Consider the following 24,260-nt stretch of genomic DNA (forward strand, 5'->3'; position numbering starts at 1 on the left):
TGTCGTTTGGATCAGGCCGGATCAGGGAGTGGGGTCCGGTGCGTGCGGTCGCAAGGCGGAGGAGGGAGTCAACGCGGAGGGGGCACCTCCCGTGCCCCCCTCGGGGGCTACGGGGGAGGGCGTGCGTGCCAGGGACCGCAAGCCCGGCAAGATCCAAACGACAGACCCTGAGGCCCGCGTCGTCGCTGATGCGCCGGGCGGCTCAGCCGTACGGGTAGAAGCCCGAGCCCGACTTACGGCCGAGGCGCCCCGCGTCCACCATGCGCTGAAGCAGCGGGGGAGCGGCGTACAACGGCTCCTTGTACTCGGCGTACATCGAATCGGCGACCGAAGCGACCGTGTCCAGGCCGATCAGATCGGAGAGCTTGAGCGGGCCCATCGGGTGGGCGCAGCCCATCTCCATGCCGTTGTCGATGTCCTCGCGGCTCGCGATACCGGACTCGAACATCCGGATCGCGGAGAGCAGATAAGGAATCAGAAGGGCGTTCACCACGAAACCGGACCGGTCCTGGGCGCGGATGGCGTGCTTGCCCAGCACGTCCTGGACGACGGACTCGGCGCGCTTGACCGTCTCGTCGGACGTCGTCAGCGCCGGGATCAGCTCCACCAGCTGCTGGACCGGTGCCGGGTTGAAGAAGTGGATGCCGATCACCCGGTCGGGCCGGGAGGTCGCGACGGCCAGCTTGACCAGCGGAATGGAGGAGGTGTTGGACGACAGGATCGCGTCCGGGCGCGTCACGACCTGGTCGAGGACCTGGAAGATCTCCGTCTTGACCTGCTCGTTCTCGACGACGGCCTCGATCACCAGATCGCGGTCGGCGAACTCCCCGAGATCGGTGGTGAAACTGAGCCTGTCGAGCGTCGCGTCGCGCTCCTCCTCGGTGATCTTGCCGCGCTCGGCGGCTTTCGAGAGGGAGTTGAAGAGGCGGGTGCGCCCTATCTCCAGGGCCTCGCCGGTGGTCTCGGCGACCATCACCGCAAGGCCGCTGCGGGCGCACACCTCCGCGATGCCTGCGCCCATCTGGCCGCAGCCCACCACTCCGACGCGTTCGATGTCGGTCACATCGTGCCTTTCGCTGGTCCCGATCCTGCCGGGCCCCGTGTGATTCCGGTGCCCGCCTCGGCCCCCGACGTTACTCCGCGCAGGTGTGTGCACGGCGGGCCGGGGCGGGCATGCTGTGCGGCAACATCCGACCGAGATAACCGACGAGGGGTCAGTAAATGCGGCAAATCGGTAGAAGAGGGTTCGTGACGGCAACGGCCGGTGCGCTCACGTCACTGGCGGTGGCGGGCGACGCGGTCGCCGCGGCGGGTACGGCGGGGACGAGTGGGGAGACCGGAGCGGCGGCGGGCGCGGAGGGCGCCGCCGGGTCCGGTCGTCATGTCCCGCGCGGCGAACTGCGCGGGATGTGGCTCGCGACGGTCGTCAACCGCGACTGGCCGTCGAAGCCCGGACTGCCCGTGGCCGAACAGCGCGCGGAGCTTCTGAAGTTCCTGGACACCGCCGTCACGCGGAAGCTGAACGCCGTCGTCTTCCAGGTACGGCCGACCGCGGACGCGCTGTGGCCCTCGCCGTTCGAGCCGTGGGCCGAGTGCCTGACCGGCGTACAGGGCAAGGACCCGGGCTGGGACCCGCTGGGTACGGCCGTGAAGGAGGCCCACAAGCGCGGTCTCGAACTGCACGCCTGGTTCAACCCGTACCGCGTGGCCAACCACACGGACCCGTCCCGGCTGATCCCGAGCCACCCGGCCCGCAAGCACCCGGAGTGGATCCTTCCGTACGGCGGGAAGCTCTACTACAACCCGGGCATCCCCGAGGTCAGGAAGTTCGTCCAGGACGCCATGCTCGACGCCGTGCGGCGCTACGACGTCGACGCCGTGCACTGGGACGACTACTTCTATCCGTACCCGGTCGCCGGTCAGGTCTTCGACGACGACGCGCAGTACGCGAAGTACGGCGCCGGCTTCCCCGACAAGGCCTCCTGGCGGCGCGACAACACCGACCGGCTGGTGCGCGAGACGGCGGAGCGGATCAAGAAGATCAAGAAGCATGTCGCCTTCGGCATCAGCCCGTTCGGGGTGTGGCGCAACATCGCCACCGACCCGACCGGCTCCGACACCACGGCCGGCGTGCAGACCTACGACGATCTGTACGCCGACACCCGCAAGTGGGTCAAGGAGGGCTGGATCGACTACATCACCCCGCAGATCTACTGGAACATCGGCTTCGCCGCGGCCGACTACGCGAAGCTCGTGCCCTGGTGGAGCGAGGTGGTCAGAGGCACGGGCGTCGACCTCTACATCGGCGAGGCCCTCTACAAGGCGGGCGACCCCGCCCAGCCCGCGCCGTGGCAGGACGTGGCGGAGGTCTCCCGTCATCTGACCTTCGCGAAGCAGTACCGGGAGGTGCGCGGTCACTGCTACTTCTCCGCGCTGGAGTGCGTCAACGACAAGAACGGCGCGTTCGCGAGGGCGGTGGCCGACCACTACAAGTCCCGGGTACGCCCGCCCCGGCAGGGCTGATCCGGCCTGATCCAAACGACAGACCCTAGGCGCGGGCGCGCTGGGTGACCGCGATGCACAGCAGTACGGCGACGGCCGCCAGTGGCGCGGCCGTCGCCGGGCGCTCCCCGAGCAGCAGCACCGACCAGACCAGGGTCAGCAGCGGCTGGGCCAGCTGGAGCTGGCTCGCCTTCTCGACCCCGATCGTGGCCATGCCCCGGTACCAGACATAGAGGCCGAAGAAGGTCGACCCCGCCGCCACCCATACCAGACCGGTCACCCCCTGGGCCGTCAGCCGTACCGGCTCGAAGGACAGGGCGACGGCCGAGACCACCAGATTGAGCGGCAGGCACGCGACCAGCGCCCAGCCGATCACATGCCAGCCCGGCATCAGCCGCGCCAGTCTGCCGCCCTCCGTATAGCCGGCCGCGCACACCAGCAGCGCGCCGAACAGATACAGATCACCGGTCGAGACGGCCCCGCCGCTCTGCTGGAGGGTGAAGGCGATCACTACGCCCGCGCCCGCGACGGCCGCGCCCCAGAACGTGCGCGACGGGCGCCTGCCGGTGCGCAGCGCCGAGAACGCGGCGGTGCTCAGCGGCAGCAGCCCCACCACGACGGCGGCGTGCGCCGTGGTCGAGGTCTGGAGGGCCAGCGTCGTCAGCATCGGGAAACCGATGACCACACCGGCGGCCACCACGGCGAGCGCGCCCCAGTGCCGCCGCTCCGGGACCGGCACGCGCACCGCCAGCAGGAAGCCGCCCGCGATCAGCGCGGCCAGCACGCCGCGGATCGCGACCAGGGACCAGGGGCCGAAGCTCTCCAGGCCCCAGACGGTCGCGGGGAAGGTGAGCGAGAAGGCGAGAACGCCCCCCGCCGCGAGGAGGGTGCCGCCGGTGACCGCTACCGGCGTCGGACGAGTAGCGCTATCCTGTGCTGTCATGCAAGAGCGTAGCAGTGTGGCCGAATTGGCGAAGGCTCTACGGGAAGAGCTCAACCGCTACTCACCTGATGGAAAGCTGCCGTCCAGCAGGGAGCTGGTCGAGCGGTACCGCGTCTCCCCGGTGACCGTCTCCCGCGCACTGGCCCAGCTCTCCGCCGAGGGCCTGGTCGTCACCCGTCCCGGCGCCGGATCCTTCCGCGCGCCCGCCCGCCCCGGCACACCGCGGCCGGGGGACACCTCCTGGCAGGAGGTCGCGCTCAGCGCCGACGCCACCACCGAACTTGTCCCGCGCAGCGTCGACTCCTCCGCCGTACTGACCACCCTCGCCGCGCCCCCACCCGGGGTGATCGAGTTCAACGGCGGCTATCTGCACTCCTCCCTCCAGCCCGAACAGGCCATGGCCGGCGCCCTCGCCCGCGCCGGCAGACGCCCCGGCGCGTGGAGCCGCCCGCCCACCGACGGACTGCCCGAACTCCGCCAGTGGTTCGCCCGCGACATCGGCGACACCTGGACGGCCGCCGAACTCCTCGTCACCTCCGGCGGCCAGAGCGCCCTGACCACCGCCCTGCGCGCGCTCGCCCCGCCCGGCGCGCCCGTCCTCGTCGAATCACCCACCTATCCCGGCATGCTGGCCATCGCACGGGCCTCCGGACTGCGCCCCGTCCCCGTGCCCGTCGACCCCGACGGCGTACGCCCCGAACTCCTCGCCGCCGCCTTCCGGGCCACCGGCGCACGCGTGTTCGTCTGTCAGCCCCTCTTCCAGAACCCCACCGGGGCCGTCCTCTCCCCGGCACGGCGGCCCGAGGTGCTGCGCATCGCCCACGAGGCGGGCGCCTTCGTCATCGAGGACGACTTCGTACGTCTCCTCGCCCACGAGGACGCGGGCCCGCTGCCCCGCCCCCTCGCCGCCGACGACCACGACGGAGTCGTCGTCCATGTCCGCTCCCTCACCAAGGCGACCTCGCCCAGCTTCCGGGTCGGGGTGCTGGCCGCCCGGGGCCCGGTGCTCGAACGTCTCCGCGCCATCCATGTCGTCGACTGCTTCTTCGTCGCTCGCCCCCTCCAGGAAGCGGCCCTCGAACTGGTCGGCTCACCCGCCTGGAACCGCCATCTGCGCTTCCTCCCGGGCGAGTTGCGCGACCGCAGGAACGCCATGACCGGGGCCGTCGGCCGGCACCTGCCCGAACTGGCCCTCCCGTACATCCCGTCAGGCGGCTATCACCTGTGGCTGCGCCTGCCGGACGGCACCGACGAACAGGCCCTCGTCTCCGCCGCCCTGCGCGCGGGCGTCGCCGTCACCCCCGGCCGCCCGTACTTCTGTGCCGAACCCTCCGCAGCCCATCTGCGGCTGGGGTATGCGGCCGTCGCGGGACCGCAGGAGATCGCCGACGGCGTGCGGCGACTGCGGACCGCCTGCGACGAGGTGCTGAGCTGACCACATGCCTTGATCCCCCTTGCCCGCATTCCAGATGCCCGGATCCCAGATGCCTTGATCCCACATGCCTTGATCGTGGCATCCGCCACTGACAATCGGCCCGCCACCTGGCAGCCTTCCGCCATGACCGAGACGACGACCCCCGCGACCTCCGCCGCGTACGAGATCTCGACCGACCCCGCACGCCTCGACGCGGACCGGATCCACCAGTGGCTCTCGACGGACGCGTACTGGGCGCTCGGCCGCGACCGGGACGTCCAGGACAAGGCGATCGCCGGATCGCTCAACTTCGGTGCGTACGACGCCGACTCGGGCGAACAGGTCGCCTACGCCCGCGTCGTCACCGATCACGCCACCTTCGCCTGGCTCTGCGACGTGTACGTCGCCCCCGTCGCCCGAGGCAAGGGGCTCGGCACCGAACTCGTCGCCGCCGTACGTGATCACCTCACCCCCCTGGGGGTGCGGCGCATGATGCTGGCCACGGAGGACGCCCACGGCGTGTACGAGAAGGTGGGGTTCAAGTCACTCGAAAACCCCCTGATGTGGATGACTCTGGACCTTCAGGTCCCCTCTTGACCTGTGCCGTTTTGGGGATCACGATCCCGGCATGAGTGTTCGGGTCACGTTGGTCGCCGCCGCGCGCAGCTCAGCCCCACTTGCCGAACGATTCGACGACGACCGCCCCCTCGACCAGGCCGGCTGGCACGAGGTGCAGCTCGTCGCGCACTCGCTCGTGCCGCTGGCCGCCGCCGAGTTGCGCTACTGCTCGCCCACCGCGCGCAGCCGCGCCACCGGGGAGGCCCTCGGCTACGCGCCCCTGGTCCAGCCGGCCCTCCGGGACTGCGACATGGGCCGCTGGCGCGGCTGCACCTTCGCGGACGTCGCCGCCCGTGAACCCGCCGCCGTGGACGCCTGGCTCGCCGACCCGCGCTCGGCCCCGCACGGCGGCGAACCGCTGCTGGCGTTCATCTCCCGTATAGGCGGCTGGCTGGACACACGCCCCGCAGACAACATCGGCGCCATCGTGGCCGTCGCCGAACCGGCGGTCATCAGGGCGGCCATCGTCTACGCCCTGCACGCCCCCGCACCGACCTTCTGGAACGTGGACGTCCGCCCGCTCTCCACGGTCACTCTCATGGGCGCCCCGGGCCGCTGGAGCCTGCGCCTCGACGCCCGCGTCTGACCGGGGCGCGCCGTGTGCTCGGTGTGCGCTGTGTGCGTGCCCCTGGCGCGAAGCGCTCAGCCCGCCGTCGCGAACGCGTCGACGCCCGTCAGTTCGGCGGAGAGCCGCCAGAGCCGCGCCGCCTGCTCGGGGTCCGCCGCGTATGTACGTACCCCGCCCTTGAAGTCGTCCTCGTCGGCGGGGCCGGCGATGTCGCAGTCCTCGCAGTACACCCCGCCCGCACCGGCCAGTCGCGGTGAACCAGCCGCCCACACCTGTGTGGCCGCGCCCTGCTCGGGTGACTTGAAGGAGGGGTTGAGCGGGTTGCCGCCCTCGTCGATCCAGCCGAAGCCCACCATCTCCTCCTTGGGAAGATGGCGCTGAAGCGGCGTGAGGATGCCACCGGGGTGCAGCGAGAAGGCCCGGACCCCGGCGTCCTTGCCGAGCGCGTCCAGATGGACGGCGAACAGCGCGTTGGCGGTCTTCGCCTGCCCATATGCCTGCCACTTGTCGTAACCCCGCTCGAACCGCACGTCGTCCCAGCGGATGGGGGAGCGGCGGTGACCTGCCGACGACACCGAGACGACACGGGCACCGCCCGGCTCGATCGCGGGCCAGAGGCGGTTGACGAGCGCGTAGTGGCCGAGGTGGTTCGTCGCGAACTGCGCCTCCCAGCCCGGTCCGACGCGGGTCTCGGGGCACGCCATGATCGCGGCGTTGTTGATCATCAGATCTATGCCGCGCCCGGACGCGAGGAACCCCTCGGCGAACGCGCGGACGCTGTCGAGGTCACCGAGGTCGAGCTCGCCGACCTCGACCTTCCCCGCCGGTCCCTCGATCCCGGCGACGGCCTCCTCGGCGGCGGCGCGCCGCCTGGCGGGCACCACGACCCGAGCGCCCGCGCGGGCCAGCGCGCGCGTCGTCTCCAGCCCCAGCCCTGAGTAGCCGCCGGTGACGACCGCGAGCTTCCCGCCGAGGTCCACGCCCCGCAGAACCTCCTCGGCGGTGCTCGTCGCGCCGAAGCCTGAACCGATCTTGTGCTGAGGAGTAGTCATGGTCCGACGGTACGTATTGGAGCGTTCTTGAAGTCAAGCGGCCGACGGCGGTCGTGTACGGCGGCGCGCGCGTCCGGATCTGTGGGGCATCCGGCCCTGTGGTCATGGCACGCGCGTCACCGGCTCAGGAGACTGGAGAAGCGGGCCGGGGCGACCGGCTCCCCACACGGACCGGCGAGCAGAAGGACCAGGTGATGACGATGGCCTACGACCCCTCCGCACCGGCGGGCGTGAGCGTGCCGGACACGAAGCTCGCGCGGGCGGCGACCGAGCTCGTACGTGACACCGTGAGCGAACTGATCTACGACCACTCGCGCCGCGTCTACTTCTTCGGCAGCCTCCAGGGGCGCAACCGCGATCTCGCCTTCGACCCCGAACTCCTCTACATCGGGGCCATGTTCCACGACCTGGGCCTCGGCGAGCCCTTCCACACCAGCGGCCGGCGCTTCGAGGTCGACAGCGCCGACGAGGCACGCCGCTTCCTCCGGGCGAACCAGGTGCCCGAGGACAGCGTCCGGCGCGTCTGGACCGCGATCGCCCTGCACACGACCCCGGGCGTCCCCGAGTTCATGGAGCCGGAGGTGGCGCTGGTGACCGCGGGCGTCGAGTACGACGTCCTCGGCATCGGGTACCACGACATCGGCGAGGACGACCGCACCGCCGTCGTCGCGCTGCACCCGCGTCCCGGCTTCAAGCAGCGCATCCTCGGCGCCTTCACCGACGGCGTCCGGCACAAGCCGGAGACCACCTTCGGCAACGTCAAGGCCGATGTCCTCGCCCACTACGTACCCGGCTTCGAGCGCGGCGACTTCGTGCGCACGATCCTGGACTCGCCGTGGCCCGAGTGACGGTGGCCGTGGTGGCGTTCGACGGGGTGCGGCTTCGGTGCCTCTACCAGGGCAGCGGACCCGTCACGTCGAAGTAGCCGCCGGTCGGGCCGTCCGGGCACACCTGGGCCATCCGTACGATGATCTCCGCCCCCTCCTCGACGGTCTGCGTACCGGTGTTCCCGTTCAGGTCCGTCTTTGTGTAGCCGGGCTCCACCGCGTTGATCCGGATGGCCGGGAACGCCTTCGCGTACTGGACCGTGATCATGTTGACCACCGTCTTGGACGCCGGATAGGCCAGGCCCGGGTACGCGGCGGCCGGTGAGCCCGGCTCCGTCACCCTGACGATCGAGCCGAGGGAACTGCTGACGTTGACCACGACCGGGGCGGCCGACCGCTCCAGCAGCGGCAGGAACGCGTGGGTCACGCGCACCGTCCCGAAGACGTTCGTGTCGAAGACCGCGCGCACGTCGTCGGCGGTCACCTCCCCGGCGCCGATCACGCCTCCGTCCGGCGTCCGCCCTTCGACGCCCGCGTTGTTGATCAGTACGTCCAGTCCGCCGTCCGCCTCGACGGTCTTCGCCGCGGCGGCGACGGACGCGTCGTCGGTGATGTCGATGACGAGCGGCCGCGCGCTCAGCAGCTCGGCGGCGCGGCGTCCGCGCTCCGGGTCGCGGCTGCCCAGGTAGACGGTGTGGCCCGCGGCGACGAGGCGGCGGGCGGTCTCGAAACCGAGGCCCTTGTTGGCCCCGGTGATCAGTGTCGTAGTCATGGCTTCAGCCTCCTGCCGAGGCGGATCGTCAACCAGACGTCCCGTTTTCCTGGGACTGGCGGTACCAGGACGGTGCGCCGTCCGGGGCGCACACTGGTGGACATGGCGGAAGCGGAGTTCGGACAGGCGGTGCACCGGTGGCGCGACCGGGTCTCCCCGGAGGCCGCCGGACTGACCACCGGCGGGCACCGGCGCGCGCCGGGACTGCGCCGCGAGGAACTGGCCATGCTGGCCGGCATCTCCGCGGACTATGTCACCCGGCTCGAACAGGGCCGCGCGGCCAACCCCTCGACACAGGTCGTCGAGTCCCTGGCCAGAGCCCTGCGGCTGTCGGCCACGGAACGCGAGCACCTGTTCCGGCTGGCCGGGCTGGTGCCGCCGGGGGCGGACACCGTACCGGCGTATCTCAGCGCGAGCGTCCAGCGCCTGCTGGACAGACTCGCCGGGACGCCTGTCGCGGTGTACGACGCGTCCTGGACGCTGCTCACGGCCAACCCGCCGTACGCGGCGCTGATGGGAGATCCCTCCGACTGGCGCGGCAACGCGCGCAACGGCGTGTGGCGGCACTTCCTGGGCCCCGGCACGCGGGCACGGCACACGCCCGAGTCACTGCGCCTGTTCGAGACCGCGCTGGTCTCCGACCTGCGTGCCGCCGCCGGCCGCTATCCGGCCGACGGGCGGCTGCGGCGGCTGGTCGCGGAACTGCGCGCCGGCAGCGAGCGGTTCGCGGAGCTGTGGGACTCCGGGACCGTCGGCCGCCACGAGGCCGCGCGCAAGACGATCGACCACCCGCAGGTGGGGGCGGTGACGCTGGACTGCGACGTACTCACCGTGGCCGGGAGCGACCTGCGCGTCATGATCTACACGGCCGAGCCCGGCACGGAGGACGCGGAACGCCTCGCGCTGCTCACGGTGCTTGGCACACAGACGCTGGTCGGATAGACCGGGGCGGACCGCGCGTCCCGGAAGCACTCGCTCTCCGGGGTGACCAGCTCGGCGCCCTTCGTACGACGTCCGTCACCCCGTCCTCGTCCAGCTCCGCCGAGCTGCTGAACGGCATGCTCACCTCCAGGATCACGAAGCCGTACAGAAGCGACACCGCGTGGACCGTGGTGTGCGGCAGCACTCTCAAGGAGGGTGAGAGCGAGGGCCTGCCCGTCTGGAGCCGCCACGTCGGCGACCCGATCCTGGCCGGCGATCTGACCCGCCGCGTGGCCTACGCCCTGTTCATGGTGGAGGCGCTCACCGACGACACCCTGATCCAGGAGGCCCCGGCGATCGTCGGCTGCCGTACCCCCAGTGCCCTGGCCCACGCGAAGGGCCTCAACGACCGTGCCTGGCGGGCCGGTCGGGCCCTGTTACGACGCCGGGCCTCACCCCAGCGACGCGCTCGCCGCGCGCAGCTCGTCCAGGGCCGTCAGGACGTACCCGGCCAGTTGGTCGTCCGCGCCCCTGGCGCCGTCGGACCATTCGGCGTAGCCCCGTTTGAAGGCGAGGAGGCCCAGTTCACCGGCGAGCGCCGCGGTCGGACCCGGTATGCCGCGAGCCGCCAGAGCGGTTGTCATCGCGGCCGCGAGGCTGACGCTCTTGAGGGCGTCACGCTCCTGGAGCTCGGCGCTGGCGGCGACGGCGGCCTTCAGGCGAGGGGCGAGGTCCCGGTTCATGGCGCCCATCGCGCCGGAGGCACGCTCAAGACCGGCGGCGACCGCCTGGAGCGGCCCGGCGTCGTCGGGCGCTTCGGCGATCCCCTCGGCCAGCAGCCGGCTCAGCGTCTCCTGACCGGCCACCAGCAGTTCGCGCTTGTCGGGGAAGTGCCGGAAGAAGGTGCTCTTGGTGACCCCGGCGCGCTCGGCGATCTGCGCGACCGTCGTCGCGTCGTACCCCTGCTCGGTGAAGAGGTCGACCGCCGCGACGACAAGACGTTCGCGCGCCCCTGGTTCCCATCGGCCCATGGCCGCATTCTACGTGATGGGACTCTTGTCCCGTCACTCTGCTACAGTGACGGGATAAGAGTCCCATCGCTCGCGGGAGATTTCCATGCGCGTCTTTGTCACTGGCGGCACCGGTCTGATCGGTTCCGCCGTCGTCGCCGAACTGCTCGGCAACGGCCACACGGTCCTCGCCCTCGCCCGCTCCGACGCGTCCGCGCTGGTCGCCGAGACGGCCGGCGCCGAGCCGCTCCGGGGAGGGCTCGCCGATCTGGACGTCCTTCGCGTCGGCGCCGGCCAGGCCGACGGGGTGATCCACTTGGCGTTCGCCAACGACTTCAGCAGCCCGGAGGCCGTCGAGAAGGCGGTCGCCGAGGAAAGCGCCGCCATCGCGGCCCTCGGCGAGGAACTCGTCGGCAGCGACCGCCCCTTCGTCACCGCCTCGGGCACACCGCATGTGCCGGGCCGTGCCTCCACCGAGTCGGACCCGCCGGCGACCGAGGGTCCTGTCGGGGGTCGCGGTCGCGCGGTCATGGGGGCCCTGGGCCTGGCCTCGCGCGGGGTCAGGAGCACGGCCGTACGTCTGCCGCGTACGGTTCACCACCAGGGCGCGGGCGGGTTCGCCGGTCTGCTGACCGGCATCGCACGCCGGACCGGAGTGTCCGGCTACCCGGGCGATGGCGCACAGCGCTGGCCGGCCGTCCACGCGCTCGACGCGGCCGTGCTCTTCCGGCTCGCCCTGGAGGGGGCACCGGCCGGCAGCTCCTGGCACGCAGTGGCCGACGAGGGCGACAGTGTGCGGGACATCGCCGAGGTCATCGGCCGACGGCTGGGCGTGCCGGTCGAGTCGGTGCCGCCGGAGACCTACGGCGCTCTGGGCCCGATCTTCGCGGCGGACCAGCCCTCGTCCAGCGCCCACACCCGGGGGACCCTCGGCTGGGAGCCGAGGCACCCGAGCCTTCTGGCGGACCTGGAGAACATAAAGCCCTGACGGAGGCCGGAGTGGCGTGGCCGAGTGCCCGAGCTGACGGTCACTCCGCTGATCTGGGTTTTTTGCGCTGGTTGGCGTTGAACCGCGCTTTCTTCTGACGATTGCCGCACGTGTTCATGTCGCACCATTTGCGGGTGCGGCTTTGGCTGGTGTCGAAGAAGGCGGCTCGGCAGGTCGGTGAGGCGCACAGGGCCAGTTTTCCGTCTCGTTCCCCCGAGAGGATGCTGATCGCGTCGGCGGCGATCACGCTGAGGGCGTCTTCCACGCGGGAAGCCGGGCTGAGCTGCCATTGCCGCTTGCCCTCGGGCGTCAGGATGGCCGCGGCCCGACCCTGAGCACTGCGGTTGTTGATGACGTGGACGGCAGATGCGGGGAGAGCGTCCTGGATCGCGGCCGCTGTCGCGGCGGCGTGGATCGACTCCCTCAGTTCCCGGGCGAGGCCGAGCTGGGCGGTGGTGCAGGAGTCCACGGCGAGGCCGTACACGGCCAGCCAGTCGACGAGTCGCCGCGGTGTGGGAATGCGCTCCACGGCGTCGCCATGACGCTCCGACAGAGTCCCCGTGAAGCTGGTTGCCAGCACCGAACCGAGGCGGAAGTCAGGGAAGCCGGCACGCATGGAACCACCTTAGCCGGTTGCGGCGTGGCTCGGAGAGCTGTTAGAACCGTCTTAGCCGGTTCCAGGAAGCCAGGAGGTCTCATGCCCCGTCCGACCAGCGACGTGCAAGCATTTGAAGCCCACGTGACTGACGCCGACCTCGACGATCTGCGCGTACGACTGGCCGCCGCGCGACTGCCGGAGGCCGAGACGGTTCATGGCGCCGCGCCCGGCTCTCGCCGGTGGGAGCAGGGAGTTCCTCTCGCCGACCTTGTCGATGTCGTGAACTACTGGCGCACCGGCTATGACTGGCGGTCGTTCGAAGAGCGCCTTGATCGGATCGGCCAGTTCCGCACGACCATTGACGGTCTGGGAATCCACTTCCTGCACCGCCGATCCGCGCGCGCGGATGCCACTCCTCTGATCTTGACGCACGGCTGGCCGGGCAGCATTGCCGAGTTCGCCGATGTAGTCGAGGAGTTGGCGGATCCGAAGGACGCGGACGCGCCGGCGTTCCATGTCGTGGTCCCGTCGCTGCCGGGCTTCGGATACAGCGAGAAGCCGGCCACCACCGGGTGGGGAACCGAAAAGATCGCGGCCGCGTGGGTCGAACTGATGGGAAGGCTCGGCTACAGCGAGTTCGTGGCCCACGGCGGCGACTGGGGAGGCAACATCACCACGGTCCTCGGCGGCAGGTTCCCGGCGCACGTTCTCGGCATCCACACCACGTTCGCGGAGGCGCCGCCCGGGTTGACGACGGACGGGCTGACGGCGGTCGAGCGCCGGTGGACCGAGGAAACCCGCGATTTCTGGCACCACCGCGCGGCGTACGCGAAGCAGCAGGCGACCCGGCCGCAGACCATCGGCTACTCACTCGTCGACTCACCGGTCGGGCTTCTTGCCTGGATCCTCGACAAGTTCGCCGAGTGGTCGGACACCGAGGACAGCCCGTTCGAGACGATCTCCAGGGACCGCGTTCTTGACGACGTCACCCTGTATTGGCTGACGCGGACCGGTGCGTCGGCGGCCCGCATCTACTACGAAAGCCACAACTCACTCGACCCCGAACTCCGGGTCGACGTCCCTTCAGCGATCACGATGTACCCCCGCGACATCGAGAAGAGCCCGCGCATCTGGGCACAGGAGCGCTACCGCCGGATCGTCCGCTGGAGGTCACCCGAAACCGGGGGACATTTCCCGTCGCTGGAGGTCCCCGAGTTTTTCGTCAAAGACCTGCAAGAGGGCCTCGCGGCAGTGCTGGCCGCAAATCGGTGAACGGCGTTGCCCGAGCATGGCCGGCGTGCGGGTTTCGTTGGGGCGGCCTACACGAATCGGGTCACCATCGTGCGCGCAGCACGCCGTCGCCGTCGGGCAGGGCGGCGTGGAGGAGTGGGTGGCGTTCGTCGAGGTGGAGGGGCAGGGCGCGGGCCGCACGCGCATCGGCCAGCAGGGCGGCGAGTTCCTGGTACTCGGTCTCATCGACGACCACGTCTCTGATCGTTCCGTCCCGCGCCTCCCAGACGAACTCCATCTGCCATTCGGATGGCAGTGCGGCCAGGATCGCCCCGACGTCGGGTCGCAGGTCGGGCCAGACGGTCAGCAGGGCTCGCGGACCGAGACCGGCGCGGACCGCATCGAGGTTATCCGTGGTGAGGCGGTGCCGGCGTGTGGCGTTGACCATGTAGGTCTCCTCCAGGAGAAGCCCCTGTCGCGCCGCCAGCTCGGTGCGCACGGACGCCCAGAAGACGTCGTCGGCCACCTCTGTCACCTCTGGTTCCGCAGCGTAAGGGGAAGCCGTCAGCGGTTCCGGGAAGAGGCCGAGTGCGCGTGTACGGGCCACGGCGTCCGTGCAGGGCCGGTCGCTGCCCACGTACACGTACTGGTCCCACCCGACGTGCACGGTGAACGCGTCTCCCGCCTCCAGCCGACACCAGGCGCCCTGCTCGCGGAGCATGACGCGGATCAGCTCCAGGGCCACCGCCAGGGAGACCTCGGCCCCGTCGTGGTAGGCGGCGAGGCCGGCTGGGAAGAGCTCGCCGAGACCATGTCCCTCGACCGCCGGCCGGGCACCGAAGTGGACGAACCCGGCGACGGAGGGCTCACGGATCTCCAGCCGGTCAATGCCCGCGGCTTCCGCGAAGGCGGAGATCGCAGCCAGGTACGCGGCTTCGACCGGCCCGTGGTCGCTGACCGTATCCTCAGCGCCCCGGTAGCCGCCGTGTTCGTCACGGTCGGCGGGGTCGTACTTGGTGATCCGGTGAACGAAGGCGGGCGGCACGCTACTCCTGGACGGGGTCGAAGGTGGCGCCGGCCGGAACTCGCATTCCGGGCCCCCTTCGAACCTCACAACCGGCGCGGAACAGGCAGCCTTCAGGCGGGCCGGACAGGGACCCATTGCATAAAGCTGCGTAGTTACGTATAGTCATGCCATCGACGAGGAGGGCTTCGATGGCAGTACGTGCAGCGGTGGCGGGAGCCAGTGGATACGCCGGAGGGGAAGTGCTCCGGCTGCTCCTGGGGCACCCCGGCGTCGAGATCGGTGCTCTCACCGGGAACTCTAACGCCGGTCAGCGCCTCGGTACGCTCCAGCCCCACCTCGGGCCGCTGGCCGAGCGGGTCCTGGAGCCGACCAAGGCCGACGTGCTCGCCGGGCACGACGTCGTCTTTCTCGCCCTGCCGCACGGGCAGTCCGCCGCCGTCGCCCAGCGGCTCGGCGACGACGTGCTCGTGGTCGACATGGGCGCGGACTTCCGGCTGAAGGACGCCGCCGACTGGGAGGCGTTCTACGGCTCCCCCCATGCCGGTACCTGGCCCTACGGCCTCCCCGAACTGCCGGGCAGCCGCGCCGCGTTGGAGGGGTCCAGACGCGTCGCGGTGCCCGGCTGCTATCCGACGGCCGTCTCGCTCGCGCTCTTCCCCGCGTACGGCGCCGGCCTGGTCGAGCCGGAGGCCGTCATCACCGCCGCCACCGGCACCTCCGGCGCGGGCAAGTCCGTCAAGCCGCATCTGCTCGGCTCCGAGGTCATGGGCTCCATGAGCCCGTACGGCGTCGGCGGCGGCCACCGGCACACCCCCGAGATGATCCAGAACCTCAGCGCCGTCGCGGGCGAGCGCGTCGGCGTCTCCTTCACCCCCACTCTCGCCCCCATGCCCCGCGGCATCCTCGCCACCTGCTCCGCGAAAGCACGGCCTGACGTCACCGCTGCCGACATCCGCGGCGCGTACGAGAAGGCCTACGCCGACGAGCCGTTCGTCCAGCTCCTGCCCGAGGGCCAGTGGCCGGCGACCGCGTCCGTGTACGGCTCCAACGCCGTACAGGTCCAGGTCGTCCTGGACGAGAACGCCCGGCGCGTCATCGCGATCAGCGCCATCGACAACCTCACCAAGGGCACCGCGGGCGGCGCGGTCCAGAGCATGAACATCGCCCTCGGGCTGCCCGAGGAGACCGGGCTCCCGGCCACCGGCGTCGCACCGTGAGCCAGGCTCCCCACAGCCACGCCACGAAAGACACCACCACCCACACCGACACGCACACCACCCGGCCGAAGAAGGAGTTGCAGTGAGCGTCACGGCAGCAGGCGGATTCACGGCGGCGGGCATCACCGCCGGGATCAAGGACAGCGGCGCCCCGGACCTGGCCCTCGTGGTCAACACCGGTCCGCGCCGCGCCGCCGCGGGCGTCTTCACCTCCAACCGCGTCAAGGCCGCCCCCGTCCTCTGGTCGGAACAGGTCGTCAAGGGCGGCCGGATCTCCGCGGTCGTCCTCAACTCCGGTGGTGCCAACGCCTGTACGGGCCCCAAGGGTTTCCAGGACACCCACGCCACCGCCGAGAAGGTCGCCGCGGTACTGAACGAGGCCGACCCCGGGACCCACGGCCCCGGCGAGATCGCCGTCGCCTCCACCGGGCTCATCGGTATCAACCTTCCGATGGACAAGCTGCTGCCCGGCGTCGAGAAGGCCGCGGCCGAACTCTCCCCGCACGGCGGCGAGAAGGCCGCCATCGCCATCAAGACCACCGACAGCGTGCACAAGACCGCCGTCGCGGGCGGCGAGGGATGGACCGTCGGAGGTATGGCCAAGGGCGCCGGCATGCTCGCCCCCGGCCTCGCCACCATGCTCGTCGTGCTCACCACCGACGCCGACGTCGACAGCTCCGCCCTCGACTCGGCCCTGCGCGCGGCCACCCGTACCACCTTCGACCGCGTCGACTCCGACGGCTGCATGTCCACCAACGACACGGTGCTCCTGCTCGCCTCCGGCGCCGCCCGGGTGACGCCCGGCTACGAGGAGTTCGCCGAGGCCGTCCGCACCGTCTGCGACGACCTCGGCCGCCAGCTCATCGGCGACGCGGAAGGCGCCAGCAAGGACATCCGCATCGAGGTGATCAACGCGGCGAGCGAGGACGACGCCGTCGAGGTGGGCCGCTCCGTCGCCCGTAACAACCTCCTCAAGTGCGCCCTGCACGGCGAGGACCCCAACTGGGGCCGGGTGCTCTCCGCGATCGGCACGACCTCCGCCGCCTTCGACCCCGACCGGCTCAACGTCGCCATCAACGACATCTGGGTCTGTAAGAACGGCTCGGTCGGCGAGGACCGCGACCTTGTCGACATGCGCTTCCGGGAGGTACGGATCACCGCCGACCTCGCCGCCGGCAGCGAGTCGGCCGTCATCTGGACCAACGACCTCACCGCCGACTACGTCCACGAGAACAGCGCGTACAGCTCATGACCGCACGCAAGCACACCGCGCTGCCCAAGGCGCAGATCCTCATCGAGGCGCTGCCCTGGCTGACCCGCCACAACGGCAAGATCGTCGTCATCAAGTTCGGCGGCAACGCCATGGTGGACGAAGACCTCAAGGCCGCCTTCGCCCAGGACGTCGTCTTTCTGCGCCAGGCCGGTCTCAGGCCGGTCGTCGTGCACGGCGGCGGGCCCCAGATCAGCGCGCAGCTCGACCGGCACGGGCTGGTCAGCGAGTTCAAGGCCGGGCTGCGGGTCACCACACCCGAGGCGATGGACGTCGTACGGATGGTGCTCGCCGGCCAGGTCCAGCGCGAGCTCGTCGGGCTGCTCAACCAGCACGGCCCGCTCGCCGTCGGGATGACCGGCGAGGACGCGCACACCATCTCGGCGACCCGGCACCGGCCCCGTATCGACGGCGAGCTGGTCGACATCGGCAGAGTCGGCGAGATCACCGAGATCGACCCGGGCGCCATCGAGGCGCTGCTCGCCGACGGCCGTATCCCGGTCATCTCCTCCATCGCGCGCAGCGCCGACGACGGACACGTCTACAACGTCAACGCCGACACCGCCGCCGCCGCGCTCGCCGCGGCCCTCGGCGCCGAGACGCTGATGGTGCTCACCGACGTCGAGGGTCTGTACGAGGACTGGCCGAACAACGACGACGTGATCAGCAGGCTCACGGCGACCGAGCTGGAGAAGCTGCTGCCCGAGCTGTCCAGCGGCATGGTGCCGAAGATGGAGGGCTGTCTGTTCGCCGTACGCAACGGGGTCAACACCGCCCGCGTGCTCGACGGCCGCGTACAGCACTCGATCCTGCTGGAGATCTTCACCGACGAGGGCATCGGCACGATGGTCGTCCCCGACGGCCAGGAGCACGCGACCGCGGCGACATCCGGGACCACGGAGACCACGACAGGGGGAGCGTCATGACCGACGACAGCAACCAGGAACTCACGCGCCGCTGGCAGCACGTGATGGCCGACAACTACGGCACCCCGAAGCTCTCGCTCGTGCGCGGCGCCGGCGCCACCGTCTGGGACGCCGACGGCAACGCGTACGCCGACTTCGTCGGCGGCATCGCCGTGAACGCGCTCGGCCACGCGCACCCCGCCGTCATCGACGCGGTCACCCGGCAGATCTCGTCCCTCGGCCATGTGTCGAACCTCTACATCGCCGCCCCGCCCGTCGCCCTCGCCGAACGGCTCATCGACCTCGCCGACCGCCCCGGCCGCGTTTTCTTCTGCAATTCGGGCGCCGAGGCGAACGAGGCCGCGTTCAAGATCGGCCGGCTCACCGGCCGCCGCCACATGGTCGCCACCGACGGCGGCTTCCACGGCCGCACGATGGGCGCGCTCGCGCTCACCGGGCAGCCGCCCAAACAGGAGCCGTTCCTGCCGCTGCCCGGCGATGTGACGCATGTTCCGTACGGAGACGTCGACGCCCTCAGGGCGGCCGTCACCGAGGAGACCGCGCTGCTGATCATCGAGCCGATCCAGGGGGAGAACGGCGTGGTCGTCCCGCCCCGGGGCTATCTCGAAGCGGCCAGGGAGATCACCCGCGCCACCGGCACCCTGCTGGTCCTCGACGAGGTCCAGACGGGCGTGGGGCGCACCGGGCACTGGTTCGAGTACCAGGCGCACCAGAGCGTCGAGCCCGATGTCGTCACGCTCGCCAAGGGCCTCGGCGGCGGCCTGCCGCTCGGCGCGACGCTCGCCTTCGGCCCGGCGGCCGATCTGCTCAGGCCCGGTCAGCACGGGACGACCTTCGGCGGCAACCCCGTCGCCTGCGCCGCCGGACTCGCCGTCCTGGACACGCTCGGCGCCGACGGGACGCTCGACACGGTGAAGAGGCTCGGGGAGAAGCTGCGGGACGGAATCGAGGCGCTCGGACACCCACTGGTCTCGCATGTCCGTGGCGCGGGGCTCCTGCTGGGTATCGTGCTCACCGAGCCGCTCGCGCCGCAGGCGCAGCAGGCGGCTCAGGATGCCGGTTTTCTGGTGAACGTGCCAGCTCCCGATGTCGTACGGCTCATGCCACCGCTGATCATCGGCGACGACGAGGTGGAAACGTTCCTCCGGGCCCTGCCCGGCATCCTCGACACCACCCACGGGACCAACGGGGACGGACGATCCGGGGAATGAGACGACGATGACCGAGGCGCAGGCACCACCGGAGCACAACGGCCCCTCCGTCCCGCAGACCCGCACCGCGCGCCACCGCCGGATCGTGGACATCCTCAACCGGCAGCCGGTCCGGAGCCAGAGCCAGCTCGCCAAGCTCCTCGCCGACGACGGTCTGAACGTCACCCAGGCGACGCTCTCGCGCGACCTGGACGAGCTGGGCGCCGTGAAGATCCGCAACACCGGTGGTGAGCTGATCTACGCGGTCCCCAGCGAGGGCGGCTACCGCACCCCGCACGCCCCGCTCGGCGAGTCGGCGAAGGAGGAGCGGATGCGGCGGCTCTCCGGCGAACTGCTCATCTCCGCCGAGGCCTCCGCCAACCTGGTGGTGCTCCGTACGCCGCCGGGCGCCGCCCAGTTCCTGGCATCGGCCATCGATCAGGCGGAACTGCGGCCCATTCTCGGCACCATCGCGGGCGACGACACGCTGCTGCTGATCAGCCGTGACCCGGCGGGCGGCCAGGCGCTCGCGGACCATCTGCTGCGGCTTGCCCAGAAGGACGGCTGAACCCGCGCGCGGGTGTGCCGCCGGGTCAGTAGTTCGTGATGGCCGTACGGCCGGACGCCGTGCCCACCGCGATGTGCGGTGAGAGCCCGGGGTCGGCCCACGCCAGGATGCGGCTCATCGCGCCGGCCGGTACGGAGACACAACCGGCCGTCGCGCCCTTGCCGTTGACGTGCAGGAAGATCCCGGCGCCCCGGCCGCGCACGGGCCGGTCGTAGTTGAAGCCGATGACCAGGGCGCGGGCGTACTGCGCGCCGTACGCGCTCAGATGCTCGGCCTCCGCCGCACGGCAGTCGGCCGGCAGGCCCTCGACCCAGCGGTTGTACGCGCGCGAGTCGTTGTCCTGGCACCACCAGGACCGGTCGGTCACCGGGCGGTAGGCGAAACGGGTCCCCGCCGGGGCGGGCCGGATGCCGAAGGCGTACGGCAGGCCGTACAGCCCGGTCGGCGTGGTCGATCCGCCCTGTACGCGCTCGGTGCCCTTGACCAGCCCGCCGGCCCCGAACCGCGCGTCCGCCGACCCCGCCGCCACCCAGCGGTCCCCGCGCCGGTCCCACCAGGTGAGGCGCCCCGTCGTCGCGCCGGTGTCCGCGGCCTCGGCGGTGATCAGCTGGCTGCCGCCGCCGGTGTCGGCCATCCGCCCGGGGAGCGGCACGGAGGTGCCCGCGGGCGCGACGGGGCCGGCCGCGACCGTGGCGACGACGGCGAGCAGGACCGACCCGAGCGTGAGAAGGGTGCGCATGCTCGGACCGTACGCCGGTGACCGGGTGACGGCCTCTCAGGATCCCGCGGCTTGGTCCGTCCGGGGCGGGGAGCCCGCGCCGGCGCCGTCCGTGCGCGCGGGCAGCGGCAGCGGCAGGGCGGGCAGCCCGTCCAGGCTCACGCCCACGTACTCCTTCTTCTCGCAGTACTCCGCGAACTCGTCGTCCGTCTTCCGGGCGAAGTGCGTCGCGTGCTGGGTGCGCTCCTCCCGGTACTCCATGAAGGGAACGGCGAATCCGCACGAGTCGCTGATCCGTACCGCGCCGACCAGGATGATCGCCCGCGCGCTCGGCCCGTCCGCGTCCGCGAAGTGCCCGATGTACTCGGCCCAGCGCGGATCGTCCCGGAAGACCGGTTCCCCCCGCCCGTGCACCCGCAGGATCTTCGGCGGTCCGTCGAACGCGCACCACATCAGGGTGATGCGGCCGTTCTCGCGCAGATGGGCGATGGTCTCCGCGCCGCTGCCGCCGAAGTCGAGATAGGCGAGCGTCGACTCGTCCAGTACGACGAGGCTGCCGGAGCGGCCCTTGGGCGAGAGATTGACGTGACCGTCATCGGCGCGCGGGGCCGTTGCGGTGAAGAAGAGGGGCTGTTCCTCGATGAATGTACGGATGCGGCCGTCGATTCGTTCGTAGTGCTTTCCCATGGCATTTATTGTCGGCGCCGACAATCGCGCGCGTCGAGACCGAGGGACGGGATGGGCCGGGACGCATGACGAGGAAGAAGTCCACGCACGACGTACGCGTCCGACGGGTCTACGAGCCGCCGGCGCCGGACGACGGGACTCGGGTGCTCGTCGACCGGCTCTGGCCGCGCGGGCTCGCCAAGACCGAGGCCTCGTTCGACGACTGGCTCAAGGACGCGGCCCCCTCGGCCGAGCTGCGGAAGTGGTACGGGCACGACCCGGGGAAGTTCGAGGAGTTCGCCGACCGCTACCGCGCCGAGCTGGCGGCGGCCGGATCTGCCTCGGGCGACGCCCTGGAACGGCTCAGGGAACTGGCCACCGACGACACCCTCACCCTGCTCACCGCCACCAAGGACCTGGACCACAGCCACCCCCTGGTACTGGCGGCGGAGGTCACGGAGAGCACCGGGGGGACCACTCAGGGACTGCTTTGACAAAACATACGGAGGACTGCATAGTTATACCCATCAGCGTATGCACCGTAAGGAGAAACCCGTGACCGAGCGCGTCGTACTCGCCTACTCGGGAGGCCTGGACACCTCCGTCGCCATCGGCTGGATCGCCGAGGAGACGGGCGCCGAGGTCATCGCCGTCGCCGTGGATGTCGGTCAGGGCGGCGAGGACCTCGACGTCATCCGCAAGCGCGCGCTCGCCTGCGGTGCGGTCGAGGCCGAGGTCGCGGACGCCAAGGACGAGTTCGCCGAGGAGTACTGCCTCCCGGCGATCAAGGCCAACGCGCTCTACATGGACCGCTACCCGCTGGTCTCGGCGCTCTCCCGGCCGACGATCGTCAAGCACCTCGTGGCCGCCGCCAAGAAGCACGGCGCCGACACCGTCGCCCACGGCTGCACCGGCAAGGGCAACGACCAGGTCCGTTTCGAGGCCGGCATCGTCGCCCTCGCCCCCGGGCTGAAGTGCATCGCCCCGGTCCGCGACTACGCGATGACCCGCGACAAGGCGATCGCCTTCAGCGAGGAGAAGAGCCTCCCGATCGCGACCACCAAGAAGTCCCCGTACTCCATCGACCAGAACGTCTTCGGACGGGCCGTCGAGACGGGCTTCCTGGAGGACATCTGGAACGCCCCGATCGAGGACATCTACGAGTACACCTCCAACCCGGCGGAGCCCCGCGAGGCCGACGAGGTCGTCATCTCCTTCAAGGAGGGCGTCCCGGTCGCCATCGACGGCAAGCCCGTCTCGGTCCTCCAGGCGATCCAGCAGCTCAACGAGCGGGCGGGCGGCCAGGGCATCGGCCGGATCGACATGGTCGAGGACCGGCTCGTGGGCATCAAGTCCCGTGAGGTGTACGAGGCGCCGGGCGCGATCGCGCTGATCACCGCCCACCAGGAGCTGGAGAACGTCACCGTCGAGCGCGAACTGGCCCGCTACAAGCGGCAGGTCGAGCAGCGGTGGGGCGAGATGGTCTACGACGGCCTGTGGTTCTCCCCGCTGAAGCGGGCCCTGGACGGCTTCATCAACGAGGCCAACCAGCACGTCACCGGCGACATCCGGATGACCCTGCACGGCGGCCGGGCCGTCGTCACCGGCCGGCGCTCCGAGGAGTCGCTGTACGACTTCAACCTGGCCACGTACGACTCGGGCGACACCTTCGACCAGTCCAAGGCGCAGGGCTTCATCGAGCTGTTCGGTCTCTCGGCGAAGATCGCCGCGAAGCGCGACCTGGCCTGATCCGACCGAGCCCGTCCGGCGATCGACGACCGCACCCCCAAGGAGCACCCCCGCAGTGAGCAGCAACACCGGTGACGTCCGGCTCTGGGGCGGCCGTTTCGCCGACGGCCCCGCCGAGGCCCTGGCCAAGCTGTCGGCGTCCGTGCACTTCGACTGGCGCCTGGCGCCGTACGACATCGCGGGCTCCCGCGCGCACGCGCGCGTGCTCAGCAAGGCCGGCCTCCTCGACGAGGAGGAACTGGACCGGATGCTCGTCGGGCTCGACCGGCTGGAGGCGGCCGTCGCCGACGGCTCGTTCACCGGGACCATCGCCGACGAGGACGTCCACACCGCCCTCGAACGTGGTCTCCTCGAACAGCTCGGCCCGGACCTCGGCGGCAAGCTGCGCGCCGGCCGGTCCCGCAACGACCAGGTCGCCACCCTCTTCAAGATGTATCTGCGCGACCACGCCCGGATCATCGGCGGACTGGTCGCCGAGCTCCAGGACGCGCTCGTGGGTCTCGCCGAGGCGCACCCGGACGTGGCCATGCCGGGCCGTACGCATCTCCAGCACGCCCAGCCGGTGCTCTTCGCCCACCATGTGCTGGCACATGTGCAGTCCCTCTCGCGAGACGCGGAGCGGCTGCGGCAGTGGGACGAACGGACGGCGGTCTCCCCGTACGGCTCCGGCGCGCTGGCCGGGTCGTCGCTGGGGCTCGACCCGGAGGCGGTCGCGGCGGATCTCGGCTTCGAGCACGGCTCGGCCGCCAACTCCATCGACGGGACGGCCTCGCGGGACTTCGTCGCCGAGTTCGCCTTCATCACCGCGATGATCGGCGTGAATCTCTCGCGTATCGCCGAAGAGGTCATCATCTGGAACACGAAGGAGTTCTCCTTCGTCACCCTGCACGACGCGTTCTCCACCGGCTCGTCGATCATGCCGCAGAAGAAGAACCCGGACATCGCCGAGCTGGCGCGCGGCAAGTCGGGCCGGCTCATCGGCAATCTGACCGGGCTGATGGCCACGCTGAAGGCGCTGCCGCTCGCGTACAACCGCGATCTCCAGGAGGACAAGGAGCCGGTCTTCGACTCCTGCGACCAACTGGAGGTCCTGCTCCCCGCGTTCACCGGGATGATGGCGACGCTCACGGTCAACCGGGAGCGGATGGCGGAGCTGGCCCCGGCCGGGTTCTCGCTCGCCACGGACATCGCGGAGTGGCTGGTCCGGCAGGGCGTGCCGTTCCGCGTCGCGCACGAGGTCGCGGGGGAGTGCGTCAAGGTGTGCGAGCGGCAGGGGATCGAGCTCGATGAGCTGACCGACGAGCAGTTCGCCGGGATCTCGGAGCATCTGACGCCGGAGGTCCGTACGGTCCTCAATGTCACCGGCGCGCTGGCGTCGCGGGACGGGCGCGGCGGTACGGCGCCTTCGGCGGTCGCGGTCCAGCTCGCCGAGGTGAAGACGGACCTGGCGCTCCAGCACGCGTGGGCGACGGCCAAGAAGTAGCCG

Annotated in this window: 25 protein-coding genes; 16 read left to right on the forward strand and 9 right to left on the reverse strand. The window is 70.8% G+C overall.

Features of this window, described 5'->3' with window-relative positions; genetic code table 11:
* Nucleotides 1-202: 202 nt before the first annotated feature.
* Complete coding sequence (locus OIE74_RS31655) at nt 203-1,063, reverse strand: 3-hydroxybutyryl-CoA dehydrogenase (protein ID WP_329389725.1); 861 nt, start codon at nt 1,061-1,063, stop codon at nt 203-205.
* A gap of 158 nt (nt 1,064-1,221) precedes the next feature.
* Between OIE74_RS31655 and OIE74_RS31660 the strand changes: the two genes are divergently transcribed.
* On the forward strand, nt 1,222-2,523 hold the full coding sequence (locus OIE74_RS31660) for a glycoside hydrolase family 10 protein (protein WP_329389727.1): 1,302 nt from the start codon (nt 1,222-1,224) through the stop codon (nt 2,521-2,523).
* A 25-nt stretch (nt 2,524-2,548) separates the two neighbouring features.
* Here the strand turns inward: OIE74_RS31660 and OIE74_RS31665 are convergent, their stop codons facing one another.
* Nucleotides 2,549-3,445: a DMT family transporter gene (locus tag OIE74_RS31665; RefSeq protein ID WP_329389728.1), complete on the reverse strand. Its 897-nt coding sequence runs from the start codon at nt 3,443-3,445 to the stop codon at nt 2,549-2,551.
* On the opposite strand from OIE74_RS31665, the gene OIE74_RS31670 reads away from it, so the two are divergent.
* The 3 genes from OIE74_RS31670 (at nt 3,444) to OIE74_RS31680 (ending at nt 6,063) form a co-directional block, all read left to right on the forward strand.
* Nucleotides 3,444-4,880 carry an aminotransferase-like domain-containing protein gene (locus OIE74_RS31670; RefSeq protein ID WP_329389730.1) on the forward strand — a complete coding sequence of 479 codons (1,437 nt, stop codon included), beginning with the start codon at nt 3,444-3,446 and terminating at the stop codon, nt 4,878-4,880. The two genes, OIE74_RS31665 and OIE74_RS31670, sit on opposite strands and share 2 nt — an antisense overlap.
* Nucleotides 4,881-5,003: 123 nt before the next feature.
* Nucleotides 5,004-5,456, forward strand: a complete 453-nt coding sequence (locus OIE74_RS31675; protein WP_329389732.1) for a GNAT family N-acetyltransferase — start codon at nt 5,004-5,006, stop codon at nt 5,454-5,456.
* Nucleotides 5,457-5,487: 31 nt separating this feature from the next.
* Nucleotides 5,488-6,063 (forward strand): histidine phosphatase family protein, encoded by a 576-nt coding sequence (locus OIE74_RS31680; protein WP_329389734.1) that lies wholly within the window; start codon nt 5,488-5,490, stop codon nt 6,061-6,063.
* A gap of 56 nt (nt 6,064-6,119) precedes the next feature.
* Here OIE74_RS31680 and OIE74_RS31685 read toward each other — a convergent pair whose 3' ends face one another.
* On the reverse strand, nt 6,120-7,097 hold the full coding sequence (locus OIE74_RS31685) for an SDR family NAD(P)-dependent oxidoreductase (protein WP_329389736.1): 978 nt from the start codon (nt 7,095-7,097) through the stop codon (nt 6,120-6,122).
* A gap of 200 nt (nt 7,098-7,297) precedes the next feature.
* Here OIE74_RS31685 and OIE74_RS31690 point away from each other — a divergent pair, with 200 nt between their 5' ends.
* Nucleotides 7,298-7,945: an HD domain-containing protein gene (locus OIE74_RS31690; protein ID WP_329392523.1), complete on the forward strand. Its 648-nt coding sequence runs from the start codon at nt 7,298-7,300 to the stop codon at nt 7,943-7,945.
* A gap of 43 nt (nt 7,946-7,988) precedes the next feature.
* On the opposite strand, the gene OIE74_RS31695 is transcribed toward OIE74_RS31690, so the two are convergent.
* The gene (locus OIE74_RS31695; RefSeq protein WP_329389738.1) at nt 7,989-8,696 is read right to left on the reverse strand and encodes an SDR family NAD(P)-dependent oxidoreductase; all 708 of its coding nucleotides are present in this window, start codon (nt 8,694-8,696) and stop codon (nt 7,989-7,991) included.
* Nucleotides 8,697-8,798: 102 nt separating this feature from the next.
* Between OIE74_RS31695 and OIE74_RS31700 the strand changes: the two genes are divergently transcribed.
* Nucleotides 8,799-9,638: a helix-turn-helix transcriptional regulator gene (locus OIE74_RS31700; protein ID WP_329389740.1), complete on the forward strand. Its 840-nt coding sequence runs from the start codon at nt 8,799-8,801 to the stop codon at nt 9,636-9,638.
* A 431-nt stretch (nt 9,639-10,069) separates the two neighbouring features.
* On the opposite strand, the gene OIE74_RS31705 is transcribed toward OIE74_RS31700, so the two are convergent.
* On the reverse strand, nt 10,070-10,648 hold the full coding sequence (locus OIE74_RS31705) for a TetR/AcrR family transcriptional regulator (RefSeq protein ID WP_329389742.1): 579 nt from the start codon (nt 10,646-10,648) through the stop codon (nt 10,070-10,072).
* Nucleotides 10,649-10,733: 85 nt separating this feature from the next.
* Between OIE74_RS31705 and OIE74_RS31710 the strand changes: the two genes are divergently transcribed.
* On the forward strand, nt 10,734-11,615 hold the full coding sequence (locus OIE74_RS31710; RefSeq protein ID WP_329389744.1) for an SDR family oxidoreductase: 882 nt from the start codon (nt 10,734-10,736) through the stop codon (nt 11,613-11,615).
* 40 nt (nt 11,616-11,655) lie between these two features.
* Here the strand turns inward: OIE74_RS31710 and OIE74_RS31715 are convergent, their stop codons facing one another.
* A complete protein-coding gene (locus OIE74_RS31715; RefSeq protein ID WP_329389746.1) occupies nt 11,656-12,231 on the reverse strand; it encodes a CGNR zinc finger domain-containing protein in 576 nt (191 codons plus the stop codon).
* 81 nt (nt 12,232-12,312) lie between these two features.
* Here OIE74_RS31715 and OIE74_RS31720 point away from each other — a divergent pair, with 81 nt between their 5' ends.
* A complete protein-coding gene (locus OIE74_RS31720; protein ID WP_329389747.1) occupies nt 12,313-13,485 on the forward strand; it encodes an epoxide hydrolase family protein in 1,173 nt (390 codons plus the stop codon).
* A 61-nt stretch (nt 13,486-13,546) separates the two neighbouring features.
* Here the strand turns inward: OIE74_RS31720 and OIE74_RS31725 are convergent, their stop codons facing one another.
* On the reverse strand, nt 13,547-14,488 hold the full coding sequence (locus OIE74_RS31725; RefSeq protein ID WP_329389749.1) for an RNA-binding protein: 942 nt from the start codon (nt 14,486-14,488) through the stop codon (nt 13,547-13,549).
* Nucleotides 14,489-14,658: 170 nt separating this feature from the next.
* On the opposite strand from OIE74_RS31725, the gene argC reads away from it, so the two are divergent.
* The 5 genes from argC (at nt 14,659) to OIE74_RS31750 (ending at nt 19,641) form a co-directional block, all read left to right on the forward strand.
* Nucleotides 14,659-15,687, forward strand: a complete 1,029-nt coding sequence (argC, locus tag OIE74_RS31730) for an N-acetyl-gamma-glutamyl-phosphate reductase (protein WP_329389751.1) — start codon at nt 14,659-14,661, stop codon at nt 15,685-15,687.
* 82 nt (nt 15,688-15,769) lie between these two features.
* Nucleotides 15,770-16,939 (forward strand): bifunctional glutamate N-acetyltransferase/amino-acid acetyltransferase ArgJ, encoded by a 1,170-nt coding sequence (gene argJ / locus OIE74_RS31735; RefSeq protein ID WP_329389753.1) that lies wholly within the window; start codon nt 15,770-15,772, stop codon nt 16,937-16,939.
* Nucleotides 16,936-17,883 (forward strand): acetylglutamate kinase, encoded by a 948-nt coding sequence (gene argB, locus OIE74_RS31740; protein ID WP_329389756.1) that lies wholly within the window; start codon nt 16,936-16,938, stop codon nt 17,881-17,883. Before argJ ends, argB begins: the two co-directional genes overlap by 4 nt.
* Nucleotides 17,880-19,094, forward strand: a complete 1,215-nt coding sequence (locus OIE74_RS31745) for an acetylornithine transaminase (RefSeq protein ID WP_329389758.1) — start codon at nt 17,880-17,882, stop codon at nt 19,092-19,094. Before argB ends, OIE74_RS31745 begins: the two co-directional genes overlap by 4 nt.
* 7 nt (nt 19,095-19,101) lie before the next feature.
* Nucleotides 19,102-19,641 (forward strand): arginine repressor, encoded by a 540-nt coding sequence (locus OIE74_RS31750; protein ID WP_329389760.1) that lies wholly within the window; start codon nt 19,102-19,104, stop codon nt 19,639-19,641.
* 25 nt (nt 19,642-19,666) lie between these two features.
* On the opposite strand, the gene OIE74_RS31755 is transcribed toward OIE74_RS31750, so the two are convergent.
* Nucleotides 19,667-20,380 carry a L,D-transpeptidase family protein gene (locus tag OIE74_RS31755; protein WP_329389762.1) on the reverse strand — a complete coding sequence of 238 codons (714 nt, stop codon included), beginning with the start codon at nt 20,378-20,380 and terminating at the stop codon, nt 19,667-19,669.
* Between the two features lie 36 nt (nt 20,381-20,416).
* The gene (locus OIE74_RS31760; protein ID WP_329389764.1) at nt 20,417-21,046 is read right to left on the reverse strand and encodes a pyridoxamine 5'-phosphate oxidase family protein; all 630 of its coding nucleotides are present in this window, start codon (nt 21,044-21,046) and stop codon (nt 20,417-20,419) included.
* A gap of 65 nt (nt 21,047-21,111) precedes the next feature.
* On the opposite strand from OIE74_RS31760, the gene OIE74_RS31765 reads away from it, so the two are divergent.
* The 3 genes from OIE74_RS31765 to argH all read left to right on the forward strand — a co-directional run bounded on the left by OIE74_RS31765 (nt 21,112) and on the right by argH (nt 24,257).
* Entirely contained in the window at nt 21,112-21,519 is a 408-nt protein-coding gene (locus tag OIE74_RS31765; protein WP_329389767.1) for a DUF488 domain-containing protein, read from the forward strand.
* A gap of 61 nt (nt 21,520-21,580) precedes the next feature.
* Entirely contained in the window at nt 21,581-22,774 is a 1,194-nt protein-coding gene (locus OIE74_RS31770) for an argininosuccinate synthase (protein WP_329389770.1), read from the forward strand.
* A 55-nt stretch (nt 22,775-22,829) separates the two neighbouring features.
* A complete protein-coding gene (gene argH / locus OIE74_RS31775; protein WP_329389772.1) occupies nt 22,830-24,257 on the forward strand; it encodes an argininosuccinate lyase in 1,428 nt (475 codons plus the stop codon).
* The last annotated feature ends 3 nt before the right edge of the window (nt 24,258-24,260 follow it).

It is taken from the genome of Streptomyces sp. NBC_01716, assembly GCF_036248275.1.
Lineage (GTDB): Bacteria > Actinomycetota > Actinomycetes > Streptomycetales > Streptomycetaceae > Streptomyces.

Coding starts and splice junctions, on each gene's coding strand:
- OIE74_RS31660 (WP_329389727.1), top strand. CDS start 1,222: ATGCGGCAAATCGGTAGAAGAGGGTTCGTGACGGCAACGGCCGGTGCG.
- OIE74_RS31670 (WP_329389730.1), top strand. CDS start 3,444: ATGCAAGAGCGTAGCAGTGTGGCCGAATTGGCGAAGGCTCTACGGGAA.
- OIE74_RS31665 (WP_329389728.1), bottom strand. CDS start 3,445: ATGACAGCACAGGATAGCGCTACTCGTCCGACGCCGGTAGCGGTCACC.
- OIE74_RS31675 (WP_329389732.1), top strand. CDS start 5,004: ATGACCGAGACGACGACCCCCGCGACCTCCGCCGCGTACGAGATCTCG.
- OIE74_RS31680 (WP_329389734.1), top strand. CDS start 5,488: ATGAGTGTTCGGGTCACGTTGGTCGCCGCCGCGCGCAGCTCAGCCCCA.
- OIE74_RS31685 (WP_329389736.1), bottom strand. CDS start 7,097: ATGACTACTCCTCAGCACAAGATCGGTTCAGGCTTCGGCGCGACGAGC.
- OIE74_RS31690 (WP_329392523.1), top strand. CDS start 7,298: ATGGCCTACGACCCCTCCGCACCGGCGGGCGTGAGCGTGCCGGACACG.
- OIE74_RS31695 (WP_329389738.1), bottom strand. CDS start 8,696: ATGACTACGACACTGATCACCGGGGCCAACAAGGGCCTCGGTTTCGAG.
- OIE74_RS31700 (WP_329389740.1), top strand. CDS start 8,799: ATGGCGGAAGCGGAGTTCGGACAGGCGGTGCACCGGTGGCGCGACCGG.
- OIE74_RS31705 (WP_329389742.1), bottom strand. CDS start 10,648: ATGGGCCGATGGGAACCAGGGGCGCGCGAACGTCTTGTCGTCGCGGCG.
- OIE74_RS31710 (WP_329389744.1), top strand. CDS start 10,734: ATGCGCGTCTTTGTCACTGGCGGCACCGGTCTGATCGGTTCCGCCGTC.
- OIE74_RS31715 (WP_329389746.1), bottom strand. CDS start 12,231: ATGCGTGCCGGCTTCCCTGACTTCCGCCTCGGTTCGGTGCTGGCAACC.
- OIE74_RS31720 (WP_329389747.1), top strand. CDS start 12,313: ATGCCCCGTCCGACCAGCGACGTGCAAGCATTTGAAGCCCACGTGACT.
- argC (WP_329389751.1), top strand. CDS start 14,659: ATGGCAGTACGTGCAGCGGTGGCGGGAGCCAGTGGATACGCCGGAGGG.
- argB (WP_329389756.1), top strand. CDS start 16,936: ATGACCGCACGCAAGCACACCGCGCTGCCCAAGGCGCAGATCCTCATC.
- OIE74_RS31745 (WP_329389758.1), top strand. CDS start 17,880: ATGACCGACGACAGCAACCAGGAACTCACGCGCCGCTGGCAGCACGTG.
- OIE74_RS31750 (WP_329389760.1), top strand. CDS start 19,102: ATGACCGAGGCGCAGGCACCACCGGAGCACAACGGCCCCTCCGTCCCG.
- OIE74_RS31755 (WP_329389762.1), bottom strand. CDS start 20,380: ATGCGCACCCTTCTCACGCTCGGGTCGGTCCTGCTCGCCGTCGTCGCC.
- OIE74_RS31760 (WP_329389764.1), bottom strand. CDS start 21,046: ATGGGAAAGCACTACGAACGAATCGACGGCCGCATCCGTACATTCATC.
- OIE74_RS31765 (WP_329389767.1), top strand. CDS start 21,112: ATGACGAGGAAGAAGTCCACGCACGACGTACGCGTCCGACGGGTCTAC.